The organism is Moraxella sp. CTOTU48841 (genome assembly GCF_032061225.1).
GTDB lineage: Bacteria > Pseudomonadota > Gammaproteobacteria > Pseudomonadales > Moraxellaceae > Faucicola > Faucicola cinerea.
Window position 1 is genome coordinate 1 of sequence record NZ_DAMBFQ010000003.1, and the last position, 16842, is coordinate 16842.

Genomic DNA, 16842 nt, shown 5'->3' on the forward strand with positions numbered 1-16842 from the left:
CAAGCTGTCTTTTTTATTTCTATACCAGCATACTTTTCATACCACTACCAAAAAAACTACTTCTCAATGAAACCCAGTAAAAACAGTTAAATTTAAAAAAAACGTATTTTTTTGAATTTTTTTTGCAAAAATGCTTGACGCCGTATCAAAAATCCTTATAATACGCATCCACAACGACGCAACAAACATTCAAAATTGCTAGTTGACCACCTAATGCGGGAATAGCTCAGTTGGTAGAGCACGACCTTGCCAAGGTCGGGGTCGCGAGTTCGAATCTCGTTTCCCGCTCCAAATTCAAAAAAGCCACTTTACATTGAAGTGGCTTTTTTATTGCCTAAAAATCAATGACTTACCATTCATACTTCAAGATTTTTTCATTAATTTCAATGACCACTTTTCCTCAATTTGTCACACAAAAAAATCTGTGTGACAAAATTGTGCCAAATTTGTGCCAAGCCTAAAATTTTACTTTGAAATTTGTGACCCCGACCGTGAAATTATTGTTTAGTACTACTTTAAAAGGTACTAAACTGCTTTTTTATATGTGAACTAATTAGTCACAGCCTTAAATTATTAAAAAAACTATAGGTTATCTAAAAGTTTCTAAAACATTAGACAGTCTTTAAATAATTTGCTAGCTTAAAATCAAGCTATCAACTCCGAATTCTTCTATGACCATCAACAACCTCCTTGCCGAACTTAACCCAGCCCAGCGCAAAGCTGCCACCACCAATGCCCAAAACACCTTGGTATTAGCAGGGGCGGGTAGTGGTAAGACCAAGACTATTGTGGCTCGGGCTGCCTATCTCATTAGTCAAGGCGCCCCTGCCAACGAGATTCAGATTGTCACCTTTACTCGCCGAGCCGCATCTGAGATTGTTAGCCGTGTTGAAAACCATCTAGGCGCACAAGCCGAAGGACTACGAGCCTCCACTTTCCACACCTTTTGTTTAACTATTCTACGTCGCTATTCAAAAGTGTTTGGCTTACAAGGCTTTAACGTCATCGACCGTGATGACCAAGTTATGATGTTCAAGCTACTTCGTGGTAAACTCGAAGACAAACGTAATAGCCAAATCACGTCAACGGGTAAAACCATTACCTTTCAAAACAATCGTCAGCAACCCGTCGGTGAGAAGCTACCAAAGGCTAAAGAACTGGCTGACTTATACTCCTATGCCCGCAATACCCAAACCAAATTTGAAGATGCACTGTATAAGCAGCTACCTGACTATCAGCCAGTGATGGATGAGATAAAACTTATCATGGCAGGCTATCAAAAACAAAAGCAAGAACGTCACTATCTTGATTATGACGATATCCTAGAATATGTCGCTAAATACTTAAATGCTGATGAATGGTTATTAGAAAAAGTAACCCAAACGACCAAATATCTATTGGTTGATGAAATGCAAGATACCAACCCGTTGCAGTGGTTACTATTGCAACCTTTTATCGGACGCAGTCAATTATTCTGTGTCGGTGATGATGCCCAATCCATTTATGGCTTTCGCGGTGCCGACTTTCAAAACATCCATAGCTTCAAACAGCGGGTACCCGATGCCCAAGTGCTTACGCTTGACTTAAATTACCGTTCGACCCAAGAGATTTTAGACTTATCTAACTGGCTGCTTGATAGAAGTGAGCTACAGTATGAAAAGCGTCTGACCGCGCATCGCGGTAATGGCATTAAACCCGTGCTCTACAGCTTTGGCAATGAGTTTGATGAAGCACGATGGGTAGTAAAAGATTTACAGCACCGTTATAACAAAGGCACACCGTGGCATCATCATATGATTCTACTGCGTTCAGCCTTTTCAGGTAGACAATTAGAAAGTGCCCTGATTGAAGCGGATATCCCTTATATCTTTATCGGGGGTACTAAGTTACTGGAAGCCGCTCACGTCAAAGACTTAATCAGTATGCTACGAGTCAGCGTGAACTATTTAGATGAACTGGCTTGGATACGCTTTTTAACACTTTGGGATGGTATCGGTGATGCCGGCGCAGGAAAGCTCGTTAATGAGTTTTTAACCCAGCCTGATTTAACCGCTTGTATCGACATTCTAGATAAAAAAAGCAAAGTACCCAAACCTGCCATTGACGCGTTAAAGCAACTAAGCGAGGCACAACACTTACCTGAGAAAAGTATTGATATCGCCTTTGCGGCGTTACATGACCAATTGCAAAAGAACTATGAAAAACGCGATTGGGAAGCACGGGTACGGGACTTTGATTTGGTCAAACAACTGGCTAGACGCCATGATACGTTAGCGGATTTTATCGAAGCTTATATCTTAGAGCCCATTTCCCACAGTGAAGTCACTAGCCAAGACAATGAAGACATGGTGACACTCATTACCATCCATTCCGCCAAAGGGGCAGAGCGGGAAGTATGCTACATCATTAATGCGTCTGTTGGACAGTATCCCCATATGCGAGCGCAAGACAGCTTTGAAGAAGTGGAAGAAGAACGCCGTGTGCTATATGTGGCGATGACCCGCGCCAAAGATGAACTGATTATCACACGGCAAAACTTAAATACCTGGGCGACGAGTCGTGTGGATAGTCAAAACCGTACCATTGAAAGTTACTTCTTAAGTGAAGTACCAACTGATTTGCTACCTGATGATGCAGGAATGCGTTCGTTTACAAATAGAAGGGATAGCTTTGACAGTCATAGACCGCTAACAAATCGACCAATCATTGGGCTAGATTTAGGGGATGATTTTGATGGTATACCTTTTTAAAATATAACTTTATCTTAAATAAATTTAAAACCTAGTAAGTTAGATGCTATGAAGCTTATCGATAATATTAACAATTTATTTGGCAATGACATTAAATCACAATTAAATAATGGCTCAGAAAATCGCATTAAGATTGCTGCGTCTTACTTTTCTATTTATGCGTTTGCTGCTCTGAAAAATGAACTTGAAAAAGTTGAAAGCTTGCAGTTTATTTTTACATCACCTACTTTCGTCGCTGGCAATTCCATAGCAAAAAACCCAATAGAAAGTATGGTTGATAAAATTAAAAAGGAAAAGCGAGAGTATGTTATCCATGAATCGCTAGATGAAGATTTGCGCTCAAGAATCCGCCGAGAAAATAGCCTTTATGGTACTGCCTTTGAACTACATCTCAAAAATAAACTAACCCAAAAAGCGATTGCCAAAGAATGTGCCGACTGGATACGACGAAAAGCCATATTTAAGTCAAATCGCAGTAATGCGCCTATGCAAGAATTTTTGTATATTGGTAATAGTCTAGACAAATTTGCCTATATGCCTATTCAAGGCTTTACACCTGTTGGATTGGGCTATGAAAAAGGCAATGCCATCTCCAATATTGTCAATCGACTAGAAACCCCGTTTGCCGAGCAATATCTTAATTTATTTAACCAAATCTGGAGTGATACCAGCAAGGTAGAAGATATCACTGAATCTATTATTCGACATATCGCTTCGGTGTATCAAGAGAACTCACCAGAACGCATTTATTTTTTGATGCTGTATCATATCTTTAAGGATTTTTTGCAAGATATTAATGAAGATGTCTTACCCAATGATTTAACAGGTTTTCAAGAAACGCTCGTTTGGCAAAAACTGTTTAATTTCCAAAAAGATGCGGCAAAGGGTATTATCAACAAATTAGAAACTTATAACGGCTGTATTCTCGCGGATAGTGTCGGCTTGGGTAAAACTTTTACCGCTCTGGCTGTCATCAAATATTATGAACTACGCAATAAAAGCGTATTGGTGCTTTGCCCCAAAAAACTGGCTGAAAACTGGACAAATTATAATAGCAATGTGGTAACCAATTTATTTGCTAAAGATAGATTTAGTTATGATGTTCTATACCACACGGATTTATCCCGCACACGTGGCGAGACACTAGGTATTGATTTGTCACGAGTCAATTGGGGAAATTATGACTTGGTAGTGATTGATGAGTCACATAATTTTCGCAATCGAGAGTTTTTTAAGGATAAACAAACTCGCTATGACCGCTTGATGAATCAAGTGATTCGGCAGGGGGTCAAGACCAAAGTATTGATGCTATCGGCTACCCCAGTTAATAACCGTTTTAATGATTTAAAAAATCAACTCGCCCTAGCCTATGAAGGCGATAGCCAAAACCTTGATGCCAAATTAGATACTGAACGAGATATCGAGACGATTTTTAGGCGAGCTCAAGCCAGCTTTAACGTATGGGCAAAACTATCACCACAAGAACGCACCACATCGGCAATTTTAAACTTACTTGATTTTGATTTTTTTAAGTTATTAGATAGCGTCACCATTGCTCGTTCTCGCAAACATATCCAAAGTTTTTATGACACCAAGGATATTGGGCAGTTCCCACAGCGTCTCAAGCCATTATCGTTTAGAACTCACATTTCTACTTATCCAGAAGGCGATGAAAAAGCCGTCTCACTTAATGAGCTTTATCAAGATTTATCGCTTATTCGTATGGCGGTTTATGCCCCTGTTGGCTATATTTTGGATAGCAAGATTGCTAAGTATGAAGCGATTTTTGATACCCAAACGCAAGGTGGTGGTAAGTTCCGCCAAATTGACCGTGAAAAAAGCTTGCAAGCTTTGATGACGGTTAATTTGTTAAAACGCCTAGAAAGCTCTATTCATGCGTTTCGGCTGACTTTAACGGTGTTACAGACCAATATCAAAAATGTGTTATCTCAAATAGATGATTTTAAACAACGTAAATCCAGCCAACAAAAAAACAGCGATGAAGTTAGTATTTCCCTAGACTCAAGCTATAATTGGGGCTATGACGAAGATGAAAATGGCGAAAATCTGTATCCAGAAGATTTAATCGGTTCAAAACTTAAAATTCATCTTGAAGATATGGATTTACTGCGTTGGCAAGCGGATTTGTCCAGTGATTTGGTGATTATTGAAGGGATATTACGTTCTATTCTCCCGATTGATGAACAAGCCGATGCCAAACTCCAGCATTTACTTGAGCATATTACCCAAAAAATCGAAACACCTATCAATAATAATAACCGCAAAGTTATCATTTTTACTGCATTTGCTGATACCGCAGACTATTTATACAAGTATATTGCTCCCATGATGCTTGAGCGGTTTGGTATTCATACCGCTCTGATTACAGGTACTCATAATAAGTCCACTATTAAATCTATGCCAAATCGCCGTCACGGCTATGATATGCAAGGGCTTTTGACGTTATTTTCTCCCATTTCTAAGCAAAAACAAGCCATTTTCCCTGATGAAAGCCGTCAGATTGATTTATTAATTGCAACGGACAGTATCTCTGAAGGTCAGAACCTGCAAGATTGTGACTATCTGATTAATTATGATATTCATTGGAATCCTGTGCGTATCATTCAACGTTTTGGGCGGATTGACCGTATTGGCTCACCCAACCAAGTCATACAACTTGCCAATTATTGGCCTGACATTAGCCTTGATGACTATATCAATTTGCGTGAGCGCGTGGAAAATCGCATGGTGATTGTGGATATGACCAGTACAGGCGATGATAATATTTTGTCCGCCAAAGCCAATGATATCGCCTACCGCCGTGAACAACTGCAAAAATTGCAAAACGAAGTACTAGACCTTGAAGATGCTAATACAGGCGTTGCGATTACCGATTTGGGGCTCAATGATTTTCGCATGGATTTGCTTGCTTACTTGGAGCAAAATCCAGAAATAACCCGTTTACCAAAAGGCTTACACGCTGTTGTACCTGCTAGAGCGGACGATGGTCTGCCTGCAGGTGTGATATTTGTCCTTGAGTCACGACAAGGATTCAGCAAAGAACTTTCAAGTGATATAACCGCTAACCGTCTTTATCCCTATTTTTTGGTTTATATCACTGAAACAGGCGAGATTATTAACGACTATACCCAAGCCAAAAAGCTACTTGATAGAGCCCGCCTTGCTAGTCGTCATCTTGATAAACCATTACCTAGTGCCTATGAGGTTTTTAACGCACGAACCGATGATGGTCGCAATATGGCACATTATTCTAAGCTACTTGACCAAGCGGTCGCCAGTATCCAAACCGTGAAGGCGGAAAAGGATATTGACAGCTTGTTTAGCGGTATCACGACCAGTGCGTTAGTCGATGATGTGTCGGGAATTAATGATTTTGAGTTGATTGGGTTTATTGCGCTAATTGATGATACACCATAAGGAATGTTATTGTGTTATATCGTTATCCTGCTACTGCCAAAGTGGATAAAGTCATTGCCAAAAATAAATTCTATCAACAAGGCAATGCCACCCACCGTATCGAACGCTTATTTGTCGAGCAAGTCGAGACTATCCGCTGGGCGTACAAGTTATCCAGCCAAACGATTAACTTGTCCGATAGCGACACGGTCAAAGAAATCCAAATTTTTCAGATTCATAGCCGTGTAGCTGAGTTTGATACCGATATTTGTGAATTTATTGATAAGACCATCCCATCGCCGATTATTTTTGAGGTGCATTTTAGTCATCAAGTCAAGGTGATTGCCACTTATAAAAGAGTAAACCAAGCCGATAGCCAAAAAGTGGTATTGGGTAAGTATTATTCATCCGACTGGCTAGAAGTTAATGAGCGTCAAGATTTGCCTTTGGTGTTTAGCATTGCGGATTTGTACGAGTGGTTGATTGAGCGGTTATTGGCAGTGGATTTGCCCAAGGATTTGGACTTATCACCCATTGCACCCCAAGCTATCGCTCAGGCAAGCGTATCGCATGATACAATAGCGGATAAAATTGCGTATGCCGAAAAAGTAGCGTTGTTGAATAAACAAATTGGGGTGTTGCAAAAACGCATTGATAAAGAAAAGCAGTTTAATCGACAAGTTGAGATGAACTTGCAGTTGCAAGGGTTGCAGAAACAGTTAAACGAGTTCTTAAAATAATTTTGGAAAGCCCATGAGTATTAGTCAGATTATTCAGCAAATTACAGAGAATAGCCTTTCAGAACTGCAAGAAAGTGTTGATATTGAATGTAAACTTGCTGGGGGAAAAGATGGTAAAGGAGAGTTACCTAATAGTTTTTGGGATAGCTATAGTGCATTTGCCAATACAAATGGCGGTGTTGTGATACTTGGGGTCAAGGAAATTAAGCAAAACAACACTTTTGAAGTATCAGGTATTGAGCGAGTTCATCAAATCAAAAACGATATTTTTAAGACAGTTAATAACAAGAATAAAGTTAGCTATAATTTACTCACGGATAGTAATATTTTTGAATGGGATATTGAAGGAAAAACCGTTTTATTAGTTTCTGTTCCAAGGGCAACACGTAAACAACAGCCTATATTTTTAGATGGAAATCCTTTTGGTAATACATTTATTCGACAGCATGAAGGTGATTTTCGGCTACCTGATGAACAAGTCAAACGCCTAATTGCTGAACAAGTCAAAGACAGCCTAGATAGTGATATTCTGCCCAATTTTTCGTTATCAGATTTAGATTTAACATCACTACAAACCTATCGTCAACGCTTTACTAACTTTAATCCTACTTCGCCTTGGAATGATGATGATAACCAAAGTTTTTTGACTAAAATTGGTGGCTATTGCAAAAATCGTGAGACAGGAGAACAAGGTCTAACAAAAGCAGGACTTTTGATGTTTGGTCAACAGCAAGCTATTTCTGAAGTTTTTCCTGACTATATGCTTGATTATCAAGAGCGTGAATCTGATGATGTAGCTATTCGATGGATTGATAGACTTGTACCAGATGGTAACTGGAGTGGTAATTTATTCGATTTTTATCGCAGAGTATCTATTAAACTTACTCAAGATATCAAGATACCGTTTAAACTCAAAAATGGTGAGAGGCAAGACGATACGCCTATTCATATCGCTATTCGAGAAGCATTAGTCAATTCATTAGTACATGCTGATTATAGTGACAGAGCATCTGTTAAGATTGTTAAATACCCTAATAGTTTCTATTTTCGTAATCCTGGCTTGATGCGTGTACCTATTGAGATATCACTTCAAGGCGGAGAGTCTGATTGCCGAAATCGTAACCTACATAAAATGTTTCGTTTTATCAAAGCTGGTGAGCAAGCGGGTTCTGGTATTCCCAATATTTTAGCAGGTTGGCGAGCTTGTCATTGGCAATTACCATCCTTGTATGAGAAACGAGAGCCGAATTATCAGACAGTTCTTGAGTTAAGCATGAATGACTTATTTCCAAACGATGTCATGCAATATTTAGAAAATGAGTATGGTAAAGAATTTTTGGCTTTAAGCACTGATGAGCAAGCTATCTTAGCAACAATCTATCTTGAAAGTGAAGCAAATCATCAACGTCTAAAAACCTTACTACCTAATCATCCTGCTGATATCACCAAAATGTTACAGCACCTTGTAAAACAGGGTATGCTGGTATCTACAGGCGGAAGATGGGCAATTTATAGTTTGGCGAGTGATAATAGCTTAGCAGGTAGTGAAATAAGTTTGGCAGGTAACAACCCGAGCTACCCTAATAACGACCCGAGCTACCCTAATAACGACCCGAGCTACCCTAATAACGAATCAAGCTACCCTAATAACGACGCTAAAATTTTAGAAGATACTGACCTTATCAGTGTCGCTAACCCTGCTAGACGAAAAAAAAGACTATCTAACGAACAGCTTAGGGCAATTATCTTGCAACTTTGCCAGCATGAGTTTTTAAGCCTTGCCACTGTGTCAGATTTGATTTTAAGAACGAATCAAACCACACAAAACCATTTAACTGCTTTGGTAAAAGAAGAAAAAATTGCTAAAAAATACCCACAAAATACTCACCCAAGCCAAGCCTATCGCACGACTGATGAGGGGCTAGCATATTTAAAAACGCTAGAAAACAACCCACAACAAGACTTACTCATTTAATCCAAATAATACAATCAAAACCTTAAGGACTTACCATGACTGCTCTAAAAATGCACTCAACCAATTTAGTCGATAGCAACATCGCCCATTTAGCCAAGCTATTCCCCAACTGTGTGACGGAAAAGCCCAAAACCGATGATAATGGCAATGTGTTACGGGATAAAGATGGGCAAGTGGTGCTTGAGTTGGGCGTGGATTTTGAGTTGTTAAAGCAGGAGTTGTCGCATTCGGTCATTGATGGCAGTCAGGAGCGTTACCGCCTAGATTGGGTGGGCAAGCGTGAGGCTATTGTGACGGCGAACAGTCCGATTGCCAAGACGTTACGCCCTGTGCGTGGTGAGAGTGTGGATTTTGATACGACGCAGAATTTGTTTATTGAGGGGGATAATCTTGAGGCGTTGAAGCTATTGCAAGAAAGCTACTTGGGCAAGGTGAAGATGATTTATATCGATCCGCCGTACAATACCGGCAATGATTTTATTTATAACGATGATTTTGCGGAGGATACGCAGGCGTTTTTTGAGCGGTCGGGGCAGGTGGATGCGGATGGTAATAGGCTCGTGGCGAATACGGAGAGTAATGGGCGGTTTCATAGTGATTGGTTGTCGATGATGTATAGTCGGTTGAAGCTTGCTAGAAATTTGCTCGCTGATGATGGGGTTATTTTTATTTCGATTGATGACAATGAACAAGCTAATTTAAAAAAAATTTGTGATGAAATATTTTCTGAAAAAAACTTTATTGCAGATTTAACAGTTGTTAATAATCTCAAAGGCAGAAATGACAAAAAGTATATTGCAAGGGCTAATGAACGCTTACTAATGTTTGTAAAAAGTCAAAATTTTAGTGAGTATGGATTAGATTTAAGTGAGGATTTGAAAAAAGACTACAACGAACATGATGAAAAATTTGGTGCTTACAGATTGATTGAATTACGCAAAAGAGGTGGAGCGGATACTAGGGAAGAAAGACCTAATATGTATTATCCTTTTTATACAAACCCAAAAACTGGCGAAGTAAGCCTAACTATGGATGAAACTTTTAATATAGAAGTTTTACCCTATAAATCTAATGGAGTTGCTGGACGTTGGCGTTGGGGAAAATCCACAGCAAGTGATAATTTAAAAAGCTTAATTGCCAAGCCAGTTAGAAATGCAGACAAGTATAATGTTTATGAAAAAGACTATTTATTTGATAATGGAGAAGTTAAAAGAATTAAGCCTAAATCTGTAATGTTTGGAGCAGACTATTCAACAGATTCAGCAACCAAAATTTATAGAGCTTTAATGGGTAAAATTGATTTTACAAATCCAAAGCCAATTCCATTTTTGAAAGATATAATATTATATAGTACAGAGCCAAAAGAAAACGCTTTAATTTTGGATTTTTTTGCAGGTAGCTCAACTACAGCCCATGCCGTCATGCAACTGAACGCCGAAGACGGGGGCAACCGTAAATTTATCATGGTACAAATCCCAGAGGCAACCGACCCAAAATCCGAAGCCTACAAAGCAGGCTACCCAACTATCGCCGAAATATCCAAAGAACGCATCCGCCGAGCAGGGGTCAAAATCCGTGAGGATAACAGCGACAAGGACTTAACCCACCTTGACACAGGCTTTCGAGTTCTCAAAATCGACACCACCAACATGGCAGACATCTACTACCGCCCAGAAGACTACAGCCAAGACCTACTAGGCTCACTAGAAAACAACATCAAAGCCGACCGCACCGACGAAGACCTACTATTCCAGTTCATGCTAGAAACAGGCGTACCGCTCTCGCTACCGATTGAACGTAGCAACGTAGGCGGACACACCATTTACCAAGTCGGCGGAAACTCACTCATCGCAAGCCTAGACCACATCGACGCTAACATGATAAGCGAAATTGCAAAAATGAATCCGCTCAAATTCATCACCAGCGAACGAGCCATTGCCACCGACAGCGACAAAACCAACATCGTCGAACGCTTCAAGCAACTCTCACCAAAAACCGACGTGCGGTTTATTTGAAGGGGGAAAAAACATGAAAATCACCTTTAAACCCCTACCGTACCAGCTTGATGCCGTCAAAGCCGTCGTGGACGTATTCGCAGGACAGCAACAACTAGGTGGACACACTCGCTACACCCTAGACTTGGGCAATCAGCCGAAGTTAGCAAAAAATGCCCAAATGGGTTTTGACTTGTCCGACCCTGACCACACAAACGACCAAAAAGACGATAACGACGACATCAGCGTGGGATTTGCCAATAGCCCGCTTTTTGACATGGACGAAATCCTCAAAAATAGCCAAACCGTGCAAATCAACCAAGGCTTACCAAAATCCACCGAACTTATCACCGCCGATAACCGCCAAGGCAAAAACCTCACCCAAAGCCCTTTAAACCTTAATGTCGAAATGGAAACAGGCACGGGCAAAACCTACACCTATTTACGCACCATTTTTGAACTAAACAAACACTATGGCTGGTCAAAATTTATCATCGTCGTACCCAGTATCGCCATCCGTGAAGGCGTGAACAAAAGCATTAGCATGATGGCGGACGACCTACTGGCAGAATACGGCAAAAAACCCAGAGCCTTTATCTACGACTCCAAAGCCTTGCACCACCTAGAGAGCTTTAGCTCAGACGGTGGTATTAATATCATGATTATCAACGTGCAAGCCTTTAACACCATCAAAGAAGGGGCGAATAACGAAGCGTCACGCAAAATCTACGCACAGCTAGACGAATTTGGCTCACGCCGACCGATTGATGTCATCCGCCGTAACCGCCCTATTATCATCCTAGACGAACCACAAAAAATGGGAGCGGAGAAAACCTTACAGTCATTAGCAAACTTTAATCCGCTGTTTATCCTACGTTATTCTGCTACCCACAAACGTGACTACAACCTAGTCTATCGCCTAGACGCACTCGACGCTTACAACCAAAAACTGGTCAAAAAAATCACCGTCAAAGGCATCGAAGTCAAAGGCTTGACAGGCACACATGGCTATCTATACCTACAAGACATCATCATCTCAAACAAAGCCCCTGTCGCACGATTAGAAATGGAAATCAAATCCAAAAAAGGCGAGTTTCGCCGAGAAATCCGTAATGTGGAAAAAGGCAGAGATTTATTTGTTATTTCTAACGAAGCCGAACAATATAACGACCGCTACACCGTCACCAACATCACCGCCGACAGTATCGAATTTGCCAATGGTATCCGCCTGACTATCGGACAAGGCAACAGTAAACAAGGCACAGGCGAAGACAAGGATTTACGCCAAATCCAAATCCGAGAAACTATCCGCTCGCATTTAGATATCGAACAGCGACTGTTTCACAAAGGCATTAAAGTCTTGAGCCTATTTTTTATCGACGAAGTCGCCAAATACCGCCAATACGACAGCGAAGGCAACATGGTCAATGGCGACTATGCCAATATGTTCGTCCAAGCCTACAAGGACGAAATCGCACAGCGGATTGATTTGAACCTACAAAATGACCCTTACCAAGACTACCTCAAAGCCATCGATGCCGACAGCACCCACAACGGCTATTTTAGCCTTGATAAAAACCGCCACATGATAGACCCAAAAACCAAACTGGAAAAAGACGAAGAACTGGGCGAAAAAGTGCTAGTCGCTGACGACATCGATGCCTATGACTTGATTTTAAAGGACAAAGAATCGCTACTGGCATTCCCCGAACCGCTAGACAGCGACGAACAAAAGGCACGCAAAAACGTCCGCTTTATCTTTTCGCATTCCGCCCTGCGTGAAGGCTGGGACAATCCCAATGTCTTTGTCATCTGTACGCTTAAACATTCAGACAACGTCATCTCACGCCGTCAAGAAGTGGGGCGTGGTCTGCGGTTAGCGGTGGATAAATTTGGCAATCGCATGGACAGCGGTTATCTACCATTGGGCGAAGTGCAACGGCTTAATAACCTAACCGTCATTACCAATGAAAGCTATACTCAGTTTGTCGGCGAACTTCAAAAAGAAATGCTTGCCACCCTTGCCAATCGCCCAAGCAAAGCCAATCCGCAATACTTCACGGGTAAAACCTTGGTGAGCGAGCTTGGCGGACAGATGACGATTGACAGCACGACCGCCAATCAGATTTATAAATACTTGGTCAAGCATGATTATCTTGATGATGAGGATAATCTATTGGCAAAATTCCATGAAGATAAAGACAACGACCGCTTGCCAAAACTGCCAGACGATTTGCAACCGTTTGCCAATTCAATTCACAAAATCATCAGCAATGTGGTCAATCCACACGCCCTTGACGGTATGGTCAATAATGGTAATAAACCCAAAAACACCATCAACCAAGAAAACCTAAACCGCAAAGAATTCCAAGCCTTGTGGCGACGCATTAACCAAAAATCGATTTATCAAATCGGACTTGATAGCGACAAACTCATCGCCGAGAGCATTAGCGAAATTGACAAAGTCAGCCGTGAACGCAACAACCAGTTTGTCCGCTCACTTACCTATACTATCAAAACTGCAGGGCAACAGGATAATATCGACTACGAGAGCCTAAAACAAGGCGATAGCTTTGGGCAAGTACGCTCGAACCGTGAGCAGTACAACGTCAATGTCCAAACCCCTATCAAATACGACCTTATCGGACAAGTCGCTACTCGTACCCACTTGACCCGCCGTAGCGTGGTGGCGATATTAAGTAAAATTAACTCGGCGGTGTTCTCGCAGTTTAAATACAACCCCGAAGCCTTTATCAGCGAAGTCAGCCGTATCATCAACGAACAACAAGCCAAGCTAATCGTGCAAAACATCGCCTATGAACTGACCACCGAGCGATACGACAGCAATGATATCTTTGTCAGTAATTTGCCACTGTCGGACAAGGCGATTAAAGCCACTCGCCATGTGTGGGACTATGTCGAGACCGATTCGGATATTGAACGAAAATTTTTGGACGAACTCGAACAGCATATTGACGAAGTCGTGGTGTATGCCAAACTGCCCAAAAACTTTGAAATCCCCACACCGTTTGGGGGCTATAACCCTGACTGGGCAATCGCTTTTAATCAAGACAAAGTCCGTCATGTGTACTTTGTTGCCGAAACCAAAGGTAGCATGAGTGATGCCGATTTGCGAGACAGCGAAAAACACAAAATTGAGAGTGCCAAACTGTTTTTTGCCAAATTGCAACAAGCCCACCAAAACAATGGTGAGCTTGAACAAACCGATACCTTGGCAGGCGTAGCACAAATGCCCATCAGCTACCAAGTCGTGGATAGCTTTGACAGTCTCATGCAAATCGTTGGTAAAAAATAACAAATAGTAAATAACAATGAGGTGTAGGGGCGTATCGCATACGCCCTTAAAAAAATAGATAAAGACTGTGATAAAAAAAACAGCATAAAAAAGGATAAACGATGAGTTTTTTGGCAAAATCGGCAAATTTTGGGCGACATTTCAAAGAATCAGACGCTTGGCGACTGTTGCGAGCCGATAATGCTCCGTTTATCTTAGCCTTTATCGCCACCGCCTTTGAGACAGACAGCGAAATCAGCTATGCCCAAGCCAAGACTTTATTAGACAACTTTCTCACCGAAGCTCGTCTGGACGGCACTTGGCAGACCGAATCCAATGCCAGCAGTTATCTTAATGACTGGATAAACAAAGGTTGGCTCAGAGAAATGGATAACCGCATTACCGTCACCGATTCGACCGATAGGGTATTGCGGTTTTGCCAAAGTTTTGACGAGCGGATGATTAGCACATCGGCATCGCATCTGAGAATTGTCCAAGAGTCGGTGCGAGATTTGGCAGTCATGATGAGTGAAAACACCGCTGAACGTATCGCCATTTTAGAAAAACAAAAAGCCCAACTAGAGCGTCAAATTTCCGATTTGAACGCTGGCAATGTCGTCTATCTCAACGACTATGAAAAAAAGGAACGCATTCGAGAGATTTATCAACTAGCGTTTGGCTTGACAGGGGACTTTCGCTTACTCGAAGAAGAAATCCGCAAAATGGACAAAGACCTGCGAGTGCAAATGATTGACGACAATATGAGCAAAGGCGAATTGCTCCAAAAAGTCTTTGAGCAAGAAGACCTACTTGCTAAGACCGATGCTGGCAGTGCTTTTGACGGATTTTTTCAGTTGTTATCCGATGACCACCGCTTGACTGAGTTTACCGAGCAGATGCGAAGTGTGCTAAAAACCTTGGATAAATCTCAACTTGCCCCCCATCATCAGCAGTTTTTAAGCACCATTATCCCAGAGCTGACCCGTGAAAGTGACCGAGTTTTTCGCATTCGCCGCCGTACCGAAGAACAGCTAAAGTCCTACATCGAAAGCGGAGCGATGAGTGAAAATCATGCCGTTGATAGACTGATTGGACAACTTGAAAAACGTGCCATTCATTTCAAACAAACTCCAAAAATATTCGATACTGACACAAGACTTAGCTTAAAAGTCGGCAAAATGCCTTATTCTTCGCCTGACAGTATTCGACTAAAAGTCGCCGAAGAAAAACTCAGTTTAAGCGATATCAAAGAGCAACAAAACAACCGTGTATTGAGTCAAAAAACCCTTGAAAATCTAGATGCCGTGCAAACCACCGAAGTCGCCAAAAAACTGTATTCTGTTTTAAATCAACATGGAGCGATGAGCCTTGCCAATATCAGTAGTTATCTGCCCATCCAGTCAGGGCTAGAAGAACTAGTCGCCTTTATCCGTATCGCCAAAGCCGTGCAAGCCACCGACATGGGGCAAACCGAACCCATTCAAGTAACCGATAAATTGGGCAATCAACTACAAGCCACCATTCCCAAACTTATCTTGAGCAAAGACCACTTTCCCCATGACTTTGTCGATAATCCCATGAGCTTAAATTTATAACCCAAACCGATTAAAAAACAACCTTAAAAAATACGGAAATTCACACGGAAAATAGCAATGACAAACAGCTTTTTTAATATGGTCACTGGCAATAATAACCAGCCGTCCGATAATCAACCTATTTCTGTAACACAGCCAAATGATAGCCAATCTGATACCCTGATTGATAATAGCGTGATTGAAAATACGATAGAAAATAGCGGAAATATTGATACCGACACAAATACGAGCCAAAATAGCCAAGACAGTAGTGATATGCCCCATGATGCACGCCGAGCCTTGGTGTATCTATCGCAACAAGGCGTGGTACTCGCCAGTCAAAAACCGCAACTTTTTAATAACATCGTCCGCCATCAGAGCCGTATCCGCCGTCATTTATCTGAGCTGTATTGTAGTCTAATCATTGATGAGCATAGTGGCGTGGCATTTGTGGCACGTTCAGACTTTACCGCCGACAATCACGAGCATATAGCAGGGCTTGAAGACTTAGAGAGCGAAAGCGAACAACAAGAACTGGCAGATGAAGATGTTAGTTCCTTGATTCAAAAACGCACCTTAACCGTATATGACACCCTATTGCTACTGACTTTGAGAAAATACTACCAAGAAAGGCAAAATTTGGGCGAAACCGAAATTATCATCGATATCGAAAAATTAGAAAGCCTAATGTCGCCGTTTTTGCCCTTGACCGACCACGGCTCAAAAGACAAGAAAAAATTATCCAATCGGCTAGACCATTTTACCAAACAACACAAATTGCTAATTGCCAAACGTGCAACAAAGCACGACAGCAGTCAAGAACGCTATGAAATCACGCCCATGATACGCTATGTGGTCAATGCCAGTCTGTTACAGGCCATGTTGAATGAATATAAAGCCTTGGTCGGTGAAGATATGGCAGAAGAATCTCATGAAGCAATGAATGAAGATTTTGAACAAGAAAATCATATATCAAAGCAAGCTATTTTAACTCAAAAAAGTGAATCGATACCGCTATCAGACAAACAAGACAAACAAGAAAATATTCAAGAAAGCTTGTTCTAAATCAAGGGAATGGATAAAACCATAAAGAGAAA

General features: G+C 41.3%; 8 protein-coding genes and 1 tRNA gene. All 9 read left to right on the forward strand.

Features of this window, described 5'->3' with window-relative positions; all coding sequences use genetic code 11:
* Positions 1-215 precede the first annotated feature (215 nt).
* Positions 216-291: transfer RNA gene (locus tag RT034_RS04500), tRNA-Gly, on the forward strand.
* 380 nt (positions 292-671) lie between these two features.
* The gene (locus RT034_RS04505; RefSeq protein WP_313014176.1) at positions 672-2750 is read left to right on the forward strand and encodes an ATP-dependent helicase; all 2079 of its coding nucleotides are present in this window, start codon (positions 672-674) and stop codon (positions 2748-2750) included.
* Between the two features lie 48 nt (positions 2751-2798).
* A complete protein-coding gene (locus RT034_RS04510) occupies positions 2799-6188 on the forward strand; it encodes a helicase-related protein (protein WP_313014179.1) in 3390 nt (1129 codons plus the stop codon).
* Between the two features lie 8 nt (positions 6189-6196).
* A complete protein-coding gene (locus RT034_RS04515) occupies positions 6197-6907 on the forward strand; it encodes a DUF4391 domain-containing protein (protein ID WP_409566311.1) in 711 nt (236 codons plus the stop codon).
* A gap of 13 nt (positions 6908-6920) precedes the next feature.
* On the forward strand, positions 6921-8882 hold the full coding sequence (locus RT034_RS04520) for an RNA-binding domain-containing protein (protein ID WP_313014183.1): 1962 nt from the start codon (positions 6921-6923) through the stop codon (positions 8880-8882).
* Positions 8883-8917: 35 nt separating this feature from the next.
* The gene (locus tag RT034_RS04525; RefSeq protein WP_313014185.1) at positions 8918-10897 is read left to right on the forward strand and encodes a site-specific DNA-methyltransferase; all 1980 of its coding nucleotides are present in this window, start codon (positions 8918-8920) and stop codon (positions 10895-10897) included.
* 13 nt (positions 10898-10910) lie between these two features.
* Positions 10911-14192: a restriction endonuclease gene (locus RT034_RS04530; RefSeq protein ID WP_313014186.1), complete on the forward strand. Its 3282-nt coding sequence runs from the start codon at positions 10911-10913 to the stop codon at positions 14190-14192.
* A gap of 101 nt (positions 14193-14293) precedes the next feature.
* The gene (locus RT034_RS04535) at positions 14294-15766 is read left to right on the forward strand and encodes a DUF3375 domain-containing protein (protein ID WP_282842427.1); all 1473 of its coding nucleotides are present in this window, start codon (positions 14294-14296) and stop codon (positions 15764-15766) included.
* Between the two features lie 57 nt (positions 15767-15823).
* Entirely contained in the window at positions 15824-16810 is a 987-nt protein-coding gene (locus RT034_RS04540; protein WP_313014190.1) for a DUF4194 domain-containing protein, read from the forward strand.
* Positions 16811-16842 lie beyond the last annotated feature (32 nt).

Excerpts from the sequence above, each read along its gene's own strand:
- RT034_RS04505 (WP_313014176.1), top strand. The coding sequence starts at position 672 with ATGACCATCAACAACCTCCTTGCCGAACTTAACCCAGCCCAGCGCAAA.
- RT034_RS04510 (WP_313014179.1), top strand. The coding sequence starts at position 2,799 with ATGAAGCTTATCGATAATATTAACAATTTATTTGGCAATGACATTAAA.
- RT034_RS04520 (WP_313014183.1), top strand. The coding sequence starts at position 6,921 with ATGAGTATTAGTCAGATTATTCAGCAAATTACAGAGAATAGCCTTTCA.
- RT034_RS04525 (WP_313014185.1), top strand. The coding sequence starts at position 8,918 with ATGACTGCTCTAAAAATGCACTCAACCAATTTAGTCGATAGCAACATC.
- RT034_RS04530 (WP_313014186.1), top strand. The coding sequence starts at position 10,911 with ATGAAAATCACCTTTAAACCCCTACCGTACCAGCTTGATGCCGTCAAA.
- RT034_RS04535 (WP_282842427.1), top strand. The coding sequence starts at position 14,294 with ATGAGTTTTTTGGCAAAATCGGCAAATTTTGGGCGACATTTCAAAGAA.
- RT034_RS04540 (WP_313014190.1), top strand. The coding sequence starts at position 15,824 with ATGACAAACAGCTTTTTTAATATGGTCACTGGCAATAATAACCAGCCG.